This window comes from Rothia sp. HMSC069D01 (genome assembly GCF_001810135.1).
In the GTDB taxonomy this organism is placed as follows: domain Bacteria; phylum Actinomycetota; class Actinomycetes; order Actinomycetales; family Micrococcaceae; genus Rothia.
Genome location: NZ_KV800082.1, coordinates 18,821 through 35,680, shown reverse-complemented (window position 1 = coordinate 35,680; position 16,860 = coordinate 18,821). Strand labels below are relative to the sequence as shown.

Annotated in this window: 8 protein-coding genes; 5 read left to right on the top strand and 3 right to left on the bottom strand. The window is 57.5% G+C overall.

Annotated features, from left to right (window positions below; genetic code table 11):
* The first annotated feature begins 219 nt into the window (after positions 1-219).
* The 5 genes from HMPREF2710_RS01580 to HMPREF2710_RS01560 all read left to right on the top strand — a co-directional run bounded on the left by HMPREF2710_RS01580 (position 220) and on the right by HMPREF2710_RS01560 (position 10,203).
* Positions 220-1,950, top strand: a complete 1,731-nt coding sequence (locus tag HMPREF2710_RS01580; protein ID WP_070599162.1) for an ABC transporter family substrate-binding protein — start codon at positions 220-222, stop codon at positions 1,948-1,950.
* A gap of 409 nt (positions 1,951-2,359) precedes the next feature.
* Complete coding sequence (locus HMPREF2710_RS01575) at positions 2,360-4,060, top strand: ABC transporter family substrate-binding protein (protein ID WP_070599158.1); 1,701 nt, start codon at positions 2,360-2,362, stop codon at positions 4,058-4,060.
* Between the two features lie 443 nt (positions 4,061-4,503).
* On the top strand, positions 4,504-6,213 hold the full coding sequence (locus tag HMPREF2710_RS01570) for an ABC transporter family substrate-binding protein (protein ID WP_049353424.1): 1,710 nt from the start codon (positions 4,504-4,506) through the stop codon (positions 6,211-6,213).
* Positions 6,214-6,543: 330 nt separating this feature from the next.
* The gene (locus tag HMPREF2710_RS01565; RefSeq protein ID WP_049353423.1) at positions 6,544-8,250 is read left to right on the top strand and encodes an ABC transporter family substrate-binding protein; all 1,707 of its coding nucleotides are present in this window, start codon (positions 6,544-6,546) and stop codon (positions 8,248-8,250) included.
* Positions 8,251-8,499: 249 nt separating this feature from the next.
* A complete protein-coding gene (locus HMPREF2710_RS01560; protein WP_070599157.1) occupies positions 8,500-10,203 on the top strand; it encodes an ABC transporter family substrate-binding protein in 1,704 nt (567 codons plus the stop codon).
* Positions 10,204-10,372: 169 nt separating this feature from the next.
* Here the strand turns inward: HMPREF2710_RS01560 and HMPREF2710_RS01555 are convergent, their stop codons facing one another.
* From HMPREF2710_RS01555 to HMPREF2710_RS01545, 3 genes are all read right to left on the bottom strand, one after another.
* Positions 10,373-11,311, bottom strand: coding sequence for a dihydrodipicolinate synthase (locus HMPREF2710_RS01555; RefSeq protein WP_246823595.1), 939 nt, complete (start codon positions 11,309-11,311; stop codon positions 10,373-10,375).
* 298 nt (positions 11,312-11,609) lie between these two features.
* Positions 11,610-13,682: a glucose PTS transporter subunit IIA gene (locus tag HMPREF2710_RS01550; protein WP_070599152.1), complete on the bottom strand. Its 2,073-nt coding sequence runs from the start codon at positions 13,680-13,682 to the stop codon at positions 11,610-11,612.
* Between the two features lie 526 nt (positions 13,683-14,208).
* Positions 14,209-16,767, bottom strand: a complete 2,559-nt coding sequence (locus HMPREF2710_RS01545) for an HAD-IC family P-type ATPase (RefSeq protein ID WP_070593559.1) — start codon at positions 16,765-16,767, stop codon at positions 14,209-14,211.
* Between the last annotated feature and the right edge of the window lie 93 nt (positions 16,768-16,860).

The window sequence follows — 16,860 nt, the reverse complement described above, 5'->3', positions numbered from 1 at the left end:
GGCAAAATCCGAAAAATTCGCACAAAAACAGCGTATTCATGGTATGAATATTCAAAAAACACGATAAATATTAAGAAATATTGTAAAAATGCTTGGTTTTTGCTCCCGAGGCGCGCTACAGTGGAGTTATACAAAATTATGCAGTGCTCTGCATAAATAATCATTACTTCGGGGATACGGGATACACCCGCCCACACAAGACAGAAGGAAACCACTCCCATGACCGCCAACACCGCATACACCGCGAGTAGCCACGAAGCGACCAAGAACAGCTTCAGCCGCCGCGCCCTCATTGGCGGCACTGCGGCTCTGGGAGCTGTAGGTCTGCTCAGCGCCTGCGGCAACGGCAGTGCAAGCTCTGAAAAGACCAAGGCTGCCGGTGCCGGTGCCAATATCGAAGACCTCTACAATATCAACGCTCAGGACGTGAACAGCCTGAAGAAGGGCGGCATCCTACGCCTGCCCGCCGGATCTATCGGTCCGAACTTCAACTTCTACACCCAGAGCGGTAACACCAGCGATAACGTCAACGTTATGAGCACCATCAGTCAGGCTGGCATGTGGAACCTCGACTTTGATGGCACCTACAAGCTGAACACTGACTTCGCTGTCTCCTTCGAACACAGCAAGAAGGGCGACAAGATTCAGGTTGCCGTCAAGCTCAACCCCAAGGCTGTCTTCAATGATGGCACCCCCATCACCTACAAGGCGCTCCAGTCCACCTGGAATATCTTCAAGAGCCTGGACAACGGCTACAACATTGTCTCCAGCGGCATCTACGAATTCGTTGAATCCGTAGAAAAGGGCGAAGACGACTACAGTGCAACCGTCACCTTCTCCAAGCCCTTCTACCCGCTGCAGAGCCTCTTCTCTGAGATTCTGCACCCCGCCCTGGAGGATGTTGAGCTCTTCAATAACGGCTTCGTGGATGCGCCCCACCCCGAGTACTGGGCTGGCCCCTTCACTCTGGCGGATAAGGGCTGGGACTCCACTGCGAAGACCTTCAGTGTTGTACCCAATGACAAGTGGTGGGGCGCCAAGCCCCTGCTGGACAAGATTGTGTTTACCCAGATGGAGTCCAGCGCTGCACGTGCCGCATTCAAGAATGACGAAATTGACGCTATCGGTGCAAGCACCTCCTCCACCTATGCCGAGGTGAAGAACATTGCGGGTACCGAACTGCGTAAGGGTACCCGCCTCTACGCCGGCGGCCTGGATATTAATCCCCGCCGCGTCAAGGACGCTGCCCTGCGTAAGGCAATCTTCGTCGGCACCAACCGTGAAGCACTCGCAAAGATTCAGTTCCAGGGTCTGCCCTACGAGGAAGCTATCCCCGGTTCGATGATTCACATGCCCTTCTCGCCCTACTACCAGGATTCTTACCCGACCCCGAATAACAGTGTCTCGGAGGCGCAGAAGATTCTGGAGGCCGCCGGTTACACCAAGAACGGCGACTACTACGAGAAGGACGGCACGAAGGCTGGCTGTGCAGTGGTGGTCTTCGGTGACGATCCGACCAACAAGGGTAAGGCTCAGACCTTCACTCAGCAGATGAAGGATGTCGGCATTGAGATCCGGATCGATCAGCACGCCGATAGTGAGTTCGCCACCATTCTGGGCAACTGGGACTACGATATTTCCTTCAGCGGCTACTCGGTCTCTGCTGACGCAACCGAGGGTACCAAGCAGTTCTACTACTCCGAGAACAACGAAGGTATCGGCAGCAAGGAAATCGATGCCCTCATCGACGCCATGACCCTCATTGAGGATGACAAGGAACGTAACCTTGCCTGTAACGAGATTGAGAAGAAGCACATGGCTGAGTTCGCCTTCCTGGGTACCATTACGAACGGCCCTGACTTTGTGATGGTCAAGAAGACCCTGGCTAACTATGGCCCGCACCTGTACAAGTCGATGGACTGGACTGCTGTGGGCTGGATGAACTCCTAAAAGACGCCTGCCCTACGAGCGGGTCGAATGTGTATGTGCACATTCGGCCCGCTTTGCTGTGCCCGCTGGCTATTTCTTGAGGTGGGGGAGGGACGTTGCGCGAAGGGTGGTGGGGTTGTGCCGACATGGATTTAGGCCTGCGGCCTTAGGGTCGGGCGTAATAATTAAGAAATATTTATCGTGTTGCGCACTTGTGGTGATGCGTGTGGTGTACACTACTAAAAAATATTAAATGTGGCTTAGAACATAGCTTTAGGTCACATTATTTTGCATGGCTTGACCTGCCCGCCCATCACCGCAGATGGCAGACGCTCCTGTAGGCGGAAACCCCGCCTCCAGAGCACGCGAGCCACCCACTTTACACTGCAAACACTGCATCAGTGCAGTCCACACCCCCAAGGAGCCCGTCATGAGCCCCCACCCCATCCCCTCCCTCTCCGGATTCAACCCGATCATGAGCCGCCGCGTACTGTTCGGCGGCGCAACCGCCGTCGCTGCTGCCGGCGTACTGAGCGCTTGTGGCTCCTCGTCCCCCAAGACCGAGCACAAGGCAAGCGAAACCCCGTTCTATGAAATCAACGAGCAGGATGCCTCGAAGCTCAAGCAGGGCGGTACCCTGAACCTGAGCACCTACTCCCTGGGCCCGGACTTCAACCGCTTCTCCCAGAACGGCTCGAGCACCTCCGTCTCCGAAACCATGGGCGTTATCGCCGGTGCCGGCATCTGGCGCAGCACCTTCAAGGGTGAAGACGAGCTCGACCCCAACTACTGCCTCGGCTTCGAAGCTAAGGAAGTAGACGGCAAGATCACCGCAGAGGTTCGCCTGAACCCCAAGGCAGTCTTCAACGACGGAACCCCCATCGACATCGACGCCCTCAAGGCAACCTGGCAGATCCAGCGTGACCCCGACGGTGAATACAAGATTGCCGCAGCGGGTATCTACGAATTCATCGAAAGCGTTGAAGCTATCGATGGCGACCGCTACCACGCACGCGTTGTTTTCAAGACTGCGCACAACCCCGTCAAGGGTCTGCTCTTTGGTGGAATCCTGCACCCGGCAATGCTCGACGTCACCCTCTTCAACGAAGGCTTCGTGGACAACCCCCACCCCGAGCTCGGTTGCGGCCCCTTCACCCTGGCACCCAACGGCTGGAACTCCTCCGAGAAGACCTTCACTGCTGTGCCCAACGACAAGTGGTGGGGTGACAAGCCCAAGCTGGACCGCATCGTCGTGCGTGAAATGGCAGACGCCGCAGCACGCGCCGCCTACAAGAACGGCGAACTGGACGTCGTGGAATCACGTACCCTCAGCGCCTACAACGAGATGAAGGACGTTGCGAACTCTGAAATCCGCCGCGGTCGCCGCCTCTTCGCCGGTGGTATGAACCTGAACGCACAGCACATCACCGATGTTGCTGTCCGTAAGGCAATCTTCCTGGGTATCGACCGTGGTGCTCTGGCAAAGATTCGCTTCCAGGGTCTGCCCTACGAAGAAGAAGTTCCCGGCTCGATGCTTCTGTTGGGTTCCTCCCAGTACTACCGCGACAACTACCCGGCACGTAACCCGGAGGAAGCACGCAAGGTCCTGGAGAAGGCAGGCTACACCAAGTCCGGCGACTTCTACGCGAAGGACGGCAAGACCATCACCTTGAAGCTGACCACCTTCGGTGATGACGCCACCACCAAGGGCCAGGCACAGACCTTCATCCAGAGCATGAAGGAAATCGGCATTAACTTCGAGCTCGATTCGCGTGCACAGTCTGAATTCTCGAAGGTTGTTGGTAACCGCGAGTACGACGTAAGCATTTCGGGCTTCGGCGTGACCTCCGAGCCGACCAGTGCAGCCGAGTACTTCTACCACTCCAAGAACTGGAACGGCGTCGGCACCCCCGAAATCGACGCTATGGTCGACGAGATGGTCACCATCCTCGATGACGCTAAGCGCGCCGAGAAGTGCAACGAAATTGAGAAGAAGCACATGAGCGAGGTTTGCCTCTTCATCCCCTTCCTCAATGGCCCGGACTTCAAGGCATGCCGCCCGAAGCTCGCTAACTACGGTGCGTTCCTCTTCAAGACCACCGACTGGTCTACCGTCGGCTGGATGGCATAAGCCGCAGTTTTAAGCTCCCTGCCCCCTATACGTTTTCGCAGTGTCGTATAGGGGTGGGGAGCTTTTTCTTGTGGAGGGTTCAGCGCGCTTTAGTTGCCCCGACGCTGTGCTTGTAACTTGTAACGACTCTCAAAGTACCGGGTGTGACGCGCTCGCGCGCCAATGCTACATAATATTTCATTTTTTAGTTTTCGCACGCGGCTTCCGCATGATGATGCGGTTTCAGGCGCTGAACCCGTGATTTTTAGACGGTGTATAGTTCTTCCACGGATTGGACTGTGGTCTGCGTCGCTTCTTTTGGGGGTATACTGTGTTTCAACCACAAACAATGTGGGGGCTCTCACAAAGGTGATGGGCGGGAGCTTCGGCGCTCCCGAAAAATCAGCGCACAACACGGTGCGCTTATCGAATAGCACCCGAGCCCTCCGGCATGAGGAGAATACATGACTCATCTACGTATTAATCGCCGTACCCTGCTGACCGGCACCGTTGCCCTGGGTACCGTCGGCCTGCTCGCTGCATGCGGCGGCGGCTCTGACAAGAAGATCAGCGGTAAGGCTGCATCAAGCACCGAGGAAATCGTCAAGAACCTCGAAATCAACAAGCAGGACCGCTCCTCCCTCAAGCAGGGTGGCGAGTTCCGCGGTAGCGTCTCCGCAGTCGGCCCGAACTTCAACATTCTGACTCAGAGCGGCTACACCACCGAGAACCTCACCGCATTCGGTGGCGCCTGCAACATCCCCTCCGCTATCGGCTTCACCTCCCTAAGCCCTGCTGGCGAATACAGCCTCAACGACGACTATGTCAGCGACTACAAGGCAGAGACCGTTGGCGGCGTGCAGACCATCACCTTCAAGCTCAACTCTAAGGCTGTCTTCAATGACGGCACCCCCGTTGACGTTGAGGCAATCCGCGCCGCGTGGACCGTCTACCGCAACCCTGATGACGGCTACAACGTTATCGCCGCTCCCTTCTGGCAGCAGGTAGCATCCATCGACCCCGTGGATGGCGACAAGACCCGCGTCAAGATCGTCATGTCCAAGCCCCTGTACCCCGCTGAGACCCTCGGCCTGCTCGGTCTGCACCCCGCACTGACCGACAAGGAGCTCTTCAATAACGGCTTCGTGAACAAGCCCATGGATCAGTACTGGTCCGGCCCCTTCAAGATTGGCGAGTGGAACTCTTCGGCTAAGACCCTCACCCTCGTGCCCAACGACAAGTGGTGGGGCGAGAAGCCTCTGCTGGATCGCATCATCTGGCGCGAAATGGGCGACGAAGCAGAGCGCGCAGCGTTCAAGAACGGCGAGCTGGACAGCATCGGCTTTGCTGGCCTGGCAACCTACAACGCCGTCAAGGGTCAGCCCGGTGTCCAGATTCGCTCCGGCCAGAGCGTCGGCGTGATCAACCTGCAGTTCAACCCGACCCGCGTGACCGACACCGCCCTGCGCCGTGCAGTCTTCGCCGCGGTTGACCGCTCTCAGCTGGCTAAGGTCAAGTTCGGCCAGATCAACTGGGAAGAGCCCCTGACCGGCTCCATGATTGCTATGCCCTTCCAGAAGGGCTACCAGGACGCTATGCCTTCTAACCCCGGCCCCGAGGCTGCGGCAAAGATCCTGGAAGCAGCAGGCTACTCCAAGAATGGCGACTACTACGCCAAGGACGGTAAGACTGCAGGCTTCTCCATCACCTACTTCGGTTCGGATGCAACCTCCCTGGCTCAGTTCCAGAACCTCGAGCAGCAGCTCAAGGCAGCAGGTATTAAGCTCGAGCAGGACAACCAGCCGCAGTCCCAGTTCAACTCCGTGATGGGCTCTAAGCAGTACGACTGCGCCTTCTCCGGCTGGGGTATTGGTGCTGACCCCGCAGACAGTGTTCAGTACTTCTACACCAGCGAAATCAACGAAGGTGTGGGCGATCCCGAGCTGGATAAGTTCATCGCGTCCATTTACGAGAAGGAATCCCACGAGGAGCAGTTGAAGATGGCTGCTGAGGCTGAGAAGCAGCACATGGAGAAGGTCGCTATTTACTTCCCCTACGCTAACGGCCCCAGCTACGCAGCTGTGAAGGAGAAGCTGGCTAACTACGGTCCTTCCCTCTTCGCAACCAGTTACACCGACCCCAAGCGCTGGACCAATGTGGGTTGGCAGAACTAAAGCCACATGTTAATTTTCTGGATTCCTATTCGGTAGTTGCTGAATTTTCGGAGGCGCCGGTATAAGGCTCTGGAGGGTAAAGTCCCGCGGTATTCCGCCTCAGTGGCGGGGTACTGCGGGGCTTTTCTGTGTTTTTGATGGGGGGTTTGTGGTGGGGTGGTTTCGGGGATTGGCTGAAATATTTTCCCTAAAACGGTGAACTAGGTCATAGTGCGTGGGAAATGTGTGTATACTAATCTCAATGCAAAATGTGCGTGCTGTCACAAAGGTGTGCGGGTTGTGTTCCCCCGCGTACAGCAAAGCAGCATCCCACCTAACTGAGGAAAACTAATGACCACTTTCACCCTCAACCGTCGTACCCTGCTCACCGGCACCGTTGCCCTGGGTACCGTCGGCCTGCTCGCAGCCTGCGGCGGCAACTCCTCCAAGAACGAAACCAGCGCTCTCTCCGCCGGCGACGACCTCTCCAAGGCAGTCTCCTACAACGAGAAGGACCGCTCCGCCCTCAAGGACGGCGGCGAGCTGCGACTGAGCGCTGACGGCATCGGCCCGAACTTCAACATCCTCAACACCAACGGCTACACCGCCGGTAACCTGAATATTCAGGCGGCTATCAACTCTGCCTTCACCGGCGGCTTCTACGCTGACTTCCGCGGCGAGTCGCACATGAACAAGGACTACGTCACCGAATACAAGGCGCAGACCGTTGACGGCGTGCAGACCGTGACCTTCAAGATCAACCCCAAGGCAGCCTTCAACGACGGTACCCCCATCGACGTGAACGCCGTCAAGAGCTACCAGACCATCTACACCGCCGCGGCATCCGGTTCGGACTACCAGATCACCCCCTCGCCCATCTGGGAGCAGGTCGCAAGCGTCGAGGCTGTGGACGGCGATACCCGCCACGTGAAGGTCACCATGTCCAAGCCCTGGTACCCCATCGAAGGCAGCTTCACCTCGTTCCTGCACCCGGTATTCGTCGAGCCCAAGTTCTTCAACGACGGCCTGAACGACAAGCCCCTCGACCAGTACTGGGCAGGCCCCTTCAAGGTCGGCGAGTGGAACTCCTCCTCCAAGGTGCTCACCGTCGTCCGCAACGAGAAGTGGTGGGGCACCAAGCCCGCTCTTGAGCGCATCACCTGGCGTGAAATGAGCTCCCAGGCAGAGCAGGCAGCTTACAAGAACGGCGAAATCGACTATGTGGACGCCAGCACCCTCAGCTCCTACAACGAGCTCTCCGGCGTGGCAAACACCGACATTCGCAAGGGTAGCGCTCTCAGCGTGGGCAACTACGAAATCAACCCCGAAAAGGTGCCCCTGCCCGTCCGCCGCGCATTCGTTGCAGCCCTGAACCGTGAGCAGCTGCAGAAGCTGCGCTACGAGAAGCTCGGCTGGAAGGAAACCCTGCCCGGCTCCATGTGCATGCTGCCCATGCAGGAAGGCTACCAGGACAACTACCCGACCAAGCTCGGCAAGGACGTCGCTACCAAGATCCTTGAGGACGCAGGCTACACCAAGTCCGGTGACTACTACACCAAGGACGGCGCTAAGGTCTCCTACCCGGTCATCACCTTCGGTAGCGACCCGGTTGTCAGCTCCACCGCGCAGTTCCTCGTTCAGCAGATGAAGGAAATCGGCGTTGAACTGACCATCGAGAACCACGGTGCCTCTGAAATGTCGAGCATCATCTCCTCGAAGAACTTCGCGATTAAGACCGGTGGCTACGGCATCACCACCTCCCCGGTGGATGCGGCGAACTACTTCTACATCTCCGAGACCAACAACGGTCACGGTAAGGATCTGGACTCGCTGGCAGCAACCATGATGTCCACCGAGGACCCGAAGGAACAGCTCAAGATCATGAACGAGCTGGAGAAGCGCCACCTGGACGAGGTCGCCATCTACGTGCCCACCCACAACGGCCCGAACTTCAAGGCGTGCCGTAAGGGCCTGGCGAACTACGGCCCCATGCTCTTCGGCCTGCCCTACTACAACCCGAACGTATGGATCAACGTCGGTTGGGAGAAGCAAAACTAAGCGTTGAGCACCGCTCACACACTCCATAAGGGGTAAAAGCGCTACAGCGGCGTGTTACAAAAGGATTAAAACCTTCTGTAGCACGCCGCTTTCCCGTTCCTAAGAGAGTCGCACGGATATACTTAAAACAAATGTGGGCATTCTGCCCGCAACCCCGGCAGAGACTGTCCTCCCGCCGGGTTGGAGTGTGGGTTACGCACCGTTCGCGTACCGCCTCCACAACACTGCGAATACTCTAGGAGAAATTCCATGAAGAGCATGTCTGTCTCTCGCCGTACCCTCCTGACCGGCACCGTTGCCCTCGGCACCGTTGGTCTACTGGCTGCCTGCGGCAGCTCGAAGGAAAAGGTTGGCGGTAGCGCCGCTAACAACGCTGAAGATATTCTGAAGAACCTTCAGGTCAACAAGCAGGACCGTTCCTCCCTCAAGCAGGGTGGCACCCTGACCCTCGCGGCTACCGCCCTGGGCCCCAACTTCAACCTGCAGACCCAGAGCGGCTACACCTCCAGCAACCTGGACGCTCTGGCACCCTGCAACATTCCCGCCGTGATGGGCTTCTACACCATGAGCCCCGAAGGCGAAGGCACCCTCAACCCCGAGTTCTGCACCGAACACAAGACCGAGACCGTCAATGGCGTGCAGACCGCGACCTTCAAGATCAACCCCAAGGCTGCCTTCAACGACGGCACTCCCATGGACGTGAACGCTGTTCGCGCCATGTGGAAGGTCTACAGCGCAGTCACCGACAACCCCTACCACATCACCGATAACACCATGTGGCAGCAGGTTGAGAGCATCGAGGCTGTGGACGGCGACAACTTCCACGTCAAGGTCACCATGAAGGCTCCGTATTACCCCTCCGAGGGTCTGTGCGCCTTCGCAATCCACCCCGCCCTGGAAGACGTCAACCTCTTCAACGAAGGCTTCGTTGACAAGCCCCTCGACCAGTACTGGGCTGGCCCCTTCAAGGTTGGCGAGTGGAACTCCTCCCAGAAGGTGCTCACCCTGGTCAAGAACGACAAGTGGTGGGGCGAGAAGCCGATCCTGGACCGCATCATCTGGCGTCAGATGGACTCCGAAGCAATCCGTGCAAGCTTCAAGAACGGCGAACTGGACGCCTTCACCTTCGTGGGTGCAACCAGCTACAACGCTGTGAAGGGCCAGGCTGGCACCGAGATTCGCCAGAGCCAGAACACCAACGTCAACATCATTCAGCTGAACCCCAAGCGCATCGAGGATCTGGCACTGCGCCGCGCAATCCTTGCTTCTGTGGACCGCGAGCAGATCGCTAAGGCATACTTCTCGCAGCTCGGCTGGACCGAGCCGCTGCCCGGCTCCATCATCGCAATGCCGTTCCAGAAGGGTTACCAGAACAACTACGCTGGTGACACCGGTGCACAGGCAGCTGGCAAGATTCTGGAGGCCGCAGGCTACTCCAAGTCCGGCGACTACTACGCTAAGAACGGCAAGGTTGCTGGCTTCGCTCTGACCTCTTTCGGTTCCGAGGCGGTCTACCAGGCGGTCTACCAGATTCTGGAGCAGCAGCTGAAGTCCGCAGGTATCCGCCTGAGCGCTGACAACCAGCCGCAGTCGAACTCCAACTCCGTGCTCGGCCAGAAGAGCTACGAAGCAATCTTCACCGGTTGGGGCGTTCTGCCCGACCTGGCTTCCTCGGCACCCTACTTCTTCACCACCGAGGTGTTCGGAGTCGGCGACCCCGAAGTTGATAAGCTCATCGAGAAGCTGCAGAACACCGAGAAGGAAGACGAGCGCATCAAGATCGCTAACGAGGCGGAGAAGCTCTACTACGAGAAGGTCGCAGTGTACCTGCCCTACGCAAACGGCCCGATGTACGCCGCTGTCAAGGCTAAGGTTGCGAACTACGGTCCGTCCCTGTTCAAGCAGAGCTACACCAGCGCTGACTACTGGGTCAACGTTGGCTGGCAGGAGTAGTACCGCTTGCGGTAACGCTCTAGCCGTCCTGTAGGACAACAGAATCCCGGGTACTCTCACGAGAGAGTGCCCGGGATTTTTCTGTCCCGCTTGTTCTGCGTCCTTTAGCTGGATACATTAGCGGGATATGTAATTACAAAAACTAGGGAAGCGCCACTCTAACCGGCTGCTACCACTCGCCCAGGTACAGGGCGCGCTCCTGCAGGTACCTCAACATCTTCGGGTTCTGCCGCAGATAGAAGATACGGTAAATGCCGCCTCCAGCGACGATGAAAGCCAGCGGGAAACCCAAAATCACGAGCACACGGCTCATATTGGCGGACAGGTCAAAAGGATCACCGCTGGTTGCCACCAGCACAATCCAGAGAGAATAGCCCACGCAGGCGAGCAGAGTGCCCCACATGCCGCGCACGAGCCAACTCACCAGCGCCACCGCAATAACCCACGCCAGCGCCAACGTGAACTGGTGCCGCTCCGCCTGAGCCCAAGGGAGCGCCCCCACGTAAATAATTGCGGGGATGCCCAGGTACCCGGGGATATTCAGCGAGGCAAGAATGTTCACACAAAAATAGCCCAAGAAAATAGCGCTCAACGACGAAGATAGGAACAGGTGCAGGGGAATCACGCCGTCGCCGCTATAGACGGCGGTCGGGCCAGCGTACACGGTTTCAAACATGAGGGTCAGCGGAGTCATCATGTACTCAATCCAGACCACCAGAGCGAAGGCACCGAAAATGCCGAGAGCCTGCATCAGAGCAATCAGCCGTGAACGGGCATCGTGAGGAATGGTGAAGCTCTGACCCTTCGCCTTGACGCCGCAGACATGAACGACAGCCACCATTGCCGCGATGCACAGCACCCAGCGCACGAGGACCCCCGGTAGCTCAGGAAGACCTCCATAAGCCCCCGTAGCGGGGTCACCCCAGGCTCCGGGGAGCAGTGTAATAGCGTGAGTACCCTCGGGGAGGCTGGTGGAGGAAGCAAGCCGGTGCGGCTCGTAGATAACCCACCACAGAAGGCAGGCTGGAATCAGCGCGGAGAGCTTACGCAACAGAACCGGAAACGGCGCGGACTCATAGACGAGCGCCTCAAGATTGAGCCGGCGCATCAGCCGCCGAACAGGAGAAAGAGCGCGTAGCTCTTTTTGCTGCTCTTCCCACGCTCCGGTATCCCATGTCCTAGTATCAGAAGACATCATCGTACTCCCTATCACTTGAGAACTTCCTTGTTGAGCGTATTCTTACATTAGCAGAAATACCCCAGGGTAGTGCCTAAACCCCAGCAAACCCTGCCCAGCAAACCCGGCTCAAAGAATCAGCACATCAGGAAACAGGGCATAAGGAAACAGGGCATAAGGAAAGGGGCCCCACCACAATGGTGGGGCCCCTTAGAGCCTATAAAGGGAACTACTTAGTGGTCACCTTCAGGACAGTGCTCAGGTTCTGGTGAGCAACGCCCGGCAGACCCTTAACCTCAGCGAACTTGCGGGTGTTGGTCACGATAACCGGGGTAATCAGCGGGTAACCCGCCTCCTTGATAACCTCAGGATCGAACTCAATCAGAGCGTCGCCAGCAGCAACAACATCGCCCTTAGCAACCTTCACGCTGAAGCCCTTACCGTCCAGGTTCACGGTATCCAGACCAACGTGAATCAGCAGCTCAATGCCGTTCTCCAGCTTCAGACCCACAGCGTGGCCCGAGGGGTAGGTTGCAGCAACCTTACCGGCTGCGGGAGCAACAACAGTGGTACCGGTCGGCTCAATCGCCACACCCTCGCCCAGCTTGCCTGCAGCGAAAATCGGGTCCGGAACATCAGACAGAGCAACAGCAGTACCCTCAATCGGAGCGTGCAGCTCAATGACCTCACCAGCGGAAGTAGCGGGTGCAGCAGCGGCGGTCGCAGTAGCGGCAGCAGCCGGAGCAGCCTTAACGGCAACAGCCTCAGCCTTGGGAGCGTCCTCAGCAGCCTCAGCCTTACGCTCCGCAGCGTGCCTTACAGCGTCAGCCTTCGACTCGTAACCGAAAATCAGAACACCGGTCATAGCGCCGAAGAACGCAATAGCCAGACCAATCACGTACAGGTAGGAAGGCTGCATAGCCGGAATCGACAGCAGCGAGGTGAACGCGAATGCGTAGGACTTAACGCCCAGGAAGGAAATGGTAGCGCCACCAATAACAGCGGGAACCAGAATAATCGGGATCACGCGCTTGTAGCGGAGCACAACACCGTACAGGGACGGCTCAGAAATACCACCGAGCAGACCGGACATCGACGCACCAACAGCGGTCTGGCGCAGCTCGCGGTCGTGCTTAGCCTTAATAGCCACACCGGTGACCAGGCCGAACACAGCGAAGTTGTAAGCACCCATGGGGGACTGAATGAAGTCAGTACCCATGGTCTGCAGGTTGTTAATCATGACAGCGTTCAGCGGCCAGTGCAGACCCAGCGGAACCATGAACAGGTACAGGCCAGCAATCAGAGCACCAACCAGAGCCGGAGCCTGGTCGTTAACCATCTTCAGGAAGTCAGAGATACCCATAGCCACACCAATACCGATGGGGCCAACCAGGAACGCGGTCATCGGAACCAGAATGATGACCGAAATCATCGGCACGAACACCATCTGCAGCATCGAAGGAATAACCTTCTTCAGGAAGCGCTCAAGCGGAGCCAGCAGAGCAACAGCAAGCAGCGGGGGGAAGACCTGGCCGGTGTAGCTGAATGCGTACAGCGGCAGATCCAGACCGAAGAACGGAACGTTCAGAACCTTGGTGGCGGGGTCAGCAAGAGCAGTCAGATCGGTGAAGGTACCGGTCATCAGTGCAGCGGGGATAGCTGCACCAACCCACATGTTCGCGCCCAGACGCTTAGCAGCGGTAGCACCCAGCATGATGGGCATGAAGTTCAGAACAGACAGCGAAGCAGCCTTCAGGATGTACCAGAAAGCAAACTGCTGCATCCACTGGGTGTTCAGAGCCTTAGCTTCCTCCGGGTCAGCCACACGAGCACCGTTAATGATGTCGATGTTCACGCTCTGACCGGTCAAGTCAGTGTACTGGCCGAAGAAGCCCAGCTGCTGCATGAACACAATCAGGGTCAGAATCATCGAGGTACCCAGAAGTGCCCACAGCAGAGGACGGAAGGAGTCAGACAGAACGTCGAAGACGTTGGTAAGCCAGCCGGACTTCTTGCCCTCAGCCTCAACCTTGGTGTCACCCTCAGCGTGGCCGGACATAGAAGGCAGAGCGTTGATCTCGTTGTACACAGCCTCAACGCGCTCGCCCAGAACAACCTGAGTCTGGCCGGACTGCTCAATCACAGAGAGAACGCCGGGCAGGCCCTCAATCTTCTTGTTCTGCACTGCATCGTTAGACACAGGAGTGACACGAAGGCGGGTTGCACAGTGAGTAATGTGCGCGATGTTCTCGGGGCCACCCAGGCCGTCAAGAATCTTCTCGCCAAGTTCGCGGTTATTCACGATACTTCCTTAGATATGCGGTCAATGTCTATACGGTTGTTGCCGGAGGCTGTGCCTACCTGACGTTGCGGTAGCCGAAAAAGCCCCGGAAAACACGTCCAGAAAACACAAAAGACCCGAGTCTCTCGACCACCGGAAGCACTACACTCGTGCCCGCTATGGAGCTTCGGTACAGCAAATAGAGGGGATTCTCGGCAGATATATGCTGCCGTCCCATACGGTGTTGAGTAACTCAGGTCTTGCCTGCCAAACCAGTAACAACCCTGAAGAAGGTTTCCCTTCTCAAATAGTTCCCTGTAACTCTAAGGGTTTTCCCAGGTTAAGAGCAAGGTGAGAGGCAAAAGCTATCAGAAGCTGTTAAATGTTTCACCCAAGTGATAGCTGAGACACACCCTCGGTGCTGCTAGTAGGAGTACTCCGGCTGGTTCCGGAACACTACGGAGGGGTGCTTTCGAAGATGCGGAAGGGCCCCGCATCCACAGGATACGGGGCCCACGCGCTACCAAAGCAGCTACCTTCCGACTAACTACTTAGCCGGGAAGAAATTCAGCGGAGCAACCTCCAGCTCAGGGTAATTACGCTTCTGCCAACGGCGATTACGATGCGCATTCACCTCAATCAGCGCGGCACCCAGAGCACCGGCGCCCAGAGCCGTCCACAGCAGATGCGGAAGCACAGTAACGAACTGGTGGTACTCCACCAGAATCGGCACGAACAACGCCGCGAAGAACACCGCCAGCAACGCACCAAACAGCAGAACACGAGCACGGTTGAACGGGCGAGCCACCGCAGCCAAGTTCCACAGACCCATCATCACCAGGGTGATGAACGAAGCCGTCTGAACCTGACGGATATCCTCAACACCCATGCCGCGAGCCGTGAACGTCACCGCCAACAGCATCGCAACCACAATAATTGAGTTCGGAACCGTGTAATTCAGCACGCGACGCAAGAAGCCCGGCACGTAACGGCGCGAATTCGGCAACAGAGTCAACGCGAAGGACGACGCACCCACAATCAAGAAGTCAGCAGTCGAGTACTGACGCGGCAAGAACGGGAAGGTCAAACCGAAAATACTGAACAGAACACCCAGAAGAATCGCGAAACCAGTCTTCGTCAAGAACAGGTTTGCCACCATCTCAATGTTCGTAATGACCTGACGGCCCTGCTCCAACGCAGCCGGCAGGGACGAGAACTTACCGTCCAGAAGAACCAGGCGAGAAACAGCCTTCGTTGCCGGAGCAGCGTTACCCATCGCAATACCCAAGCTTGCATGCTTAAGCGCCAGAGCGTCATTAATGCCGTCACCGGTCATCGCCACCACATGGCCGCGCTCCTTCAGGGCAATCACCATGTTCTTCTTCTGCTCGGGCGACACACGACCGAAAATATTGTGAGTAGCCGCAGCCTCAGCAAGCTCCGGACCGTCCTCAGGCAGAGTCGACGCATCAACCGCACCCGCAGACGTATCCATGCCCGCAGTCTTCGCAGCCGCAGCCACAGTGAACGGGTTATCACCCGAGAAGACCTTCAGAGTCACACCCTGACGGTGGAAATACTCCACAATTTCAGGCGCATCCGCACGCACATTCTCACGGAAAATCACGAACAGAACCGGGGCAGCATCGGACGGGATCTTCTGGATCGGCTCATCCTTCTCATTGCGAACCACCGCAGAAGCATGCGCCAAAACCATCGTGCGCAGACCCAGCGCCGCCAGCTCAGCGGCACGCTCACGCTCAGCGGTACCCTTGGCGAGAAGCGCCTCCGGAGCGCCCAGAAGCCACGCACCCGAATCCTTAAACTCAATCGCGCTAAAACGCAGAGCCGACGAGAACGGCACAATACCGCTCACCGACGCCGAAGAAGCATCCGGGAAACCACCGGTCAGAGCCGCAGCGGTCGGGTTCGCGTTCTCATCGTGACCAAACCACGCCAGCGCCTCATTCCAACCGGCAGGCAGAGAAGCACGCCAGGAAGTGTGCTCCGCCGAGTCAGCATCCGGGCCCTCAGCCTCAGCAACGGTGTCCAGCGGGCGCACCGAATCAAAAATCACGCCACCCTCAGTCAGGGTGCCGGTCTTATCGAAGCAGACCACATCCACACGAGCCAGAACCTCAACCGCAGGCTGCTCCTGCACCAGGATGTTGTGCTTACGGCCCAGCGCCACAGCCGCCGCCGCAAACGCCAGAGTAGTCATCAGCGCCAGACCCTGCGGAATCATCGAAGCAACCGAGGACACCACAGCAATAGAAACCTGCTCCCACAGGTGGTTCTGCTGCACGGTCTCCAGGCCACCAGCAGCCTGAATCTGACCCCACGACACCACAGGAATAATGACCGCAAGACCCACCGTAATCCAGCGGACCACACGGTTCAGCGCATCACGCAGCTCAGACTGAATACGCGAGAACTGGCGCGCCTCATCAGAAATCTTACTTGCACGAGAATTCGCACCCACGTGAGAGAGTAGGACGCGGCCGGTACCACCCAGCACACTCGACGCCGACAGCACCATATCGCCGGGGCGCTTAGCAATCGGGTCGTTCTCACCGGTCAGCAGGGACTCGTCCAGCTCCAAAGAATCGGAGGTGAGCACAACAGCATCCGCCGGAACCTGATCGCCGCGCTTGAGGATGACAACGTCACCCTCAACCAGCTGCTCCATCGGAACCTCAACGCTCTTACCGTCACGCACGGCAGTAGCGGGGGAGCGGTCCAGCAGGGAGATGCGGTCCAGCTCAAGCTTCGCCTTGTACTCCTGCACAAAACCAATCACCACGTTAGCGATAACAGCCCCCAGGAAGAGCAGATCAGCCCAACGCTGGTACATGATCACCACGGCACCACAGGCACCCAACACAAAGTTGAAGACCGTGAACAGGTGCGCACGCATAATGCTCCACAGCGTGCGAGAAGACTTATTATTCTGGGTATTGACCCTACCTTCAGCAGTCAGGCGAGCAACATCATCGCTGCTCAAACCGTGCTGGGCAATATCGAAAGATCCGCTATGCGGTGTTTCAGAATATTCGGGAATGTAGCCGGCAACGGCAGGCGCTGCCGTTTTCTGCTGAGGATCCATGCGGGGGTCTCTTTCTCGAATGGATGGAATGCTGAACTGAATAGAGTTCAGTATTGCGGACACTACCTTTCAGTGTATCCGTGCAGGAGGGGA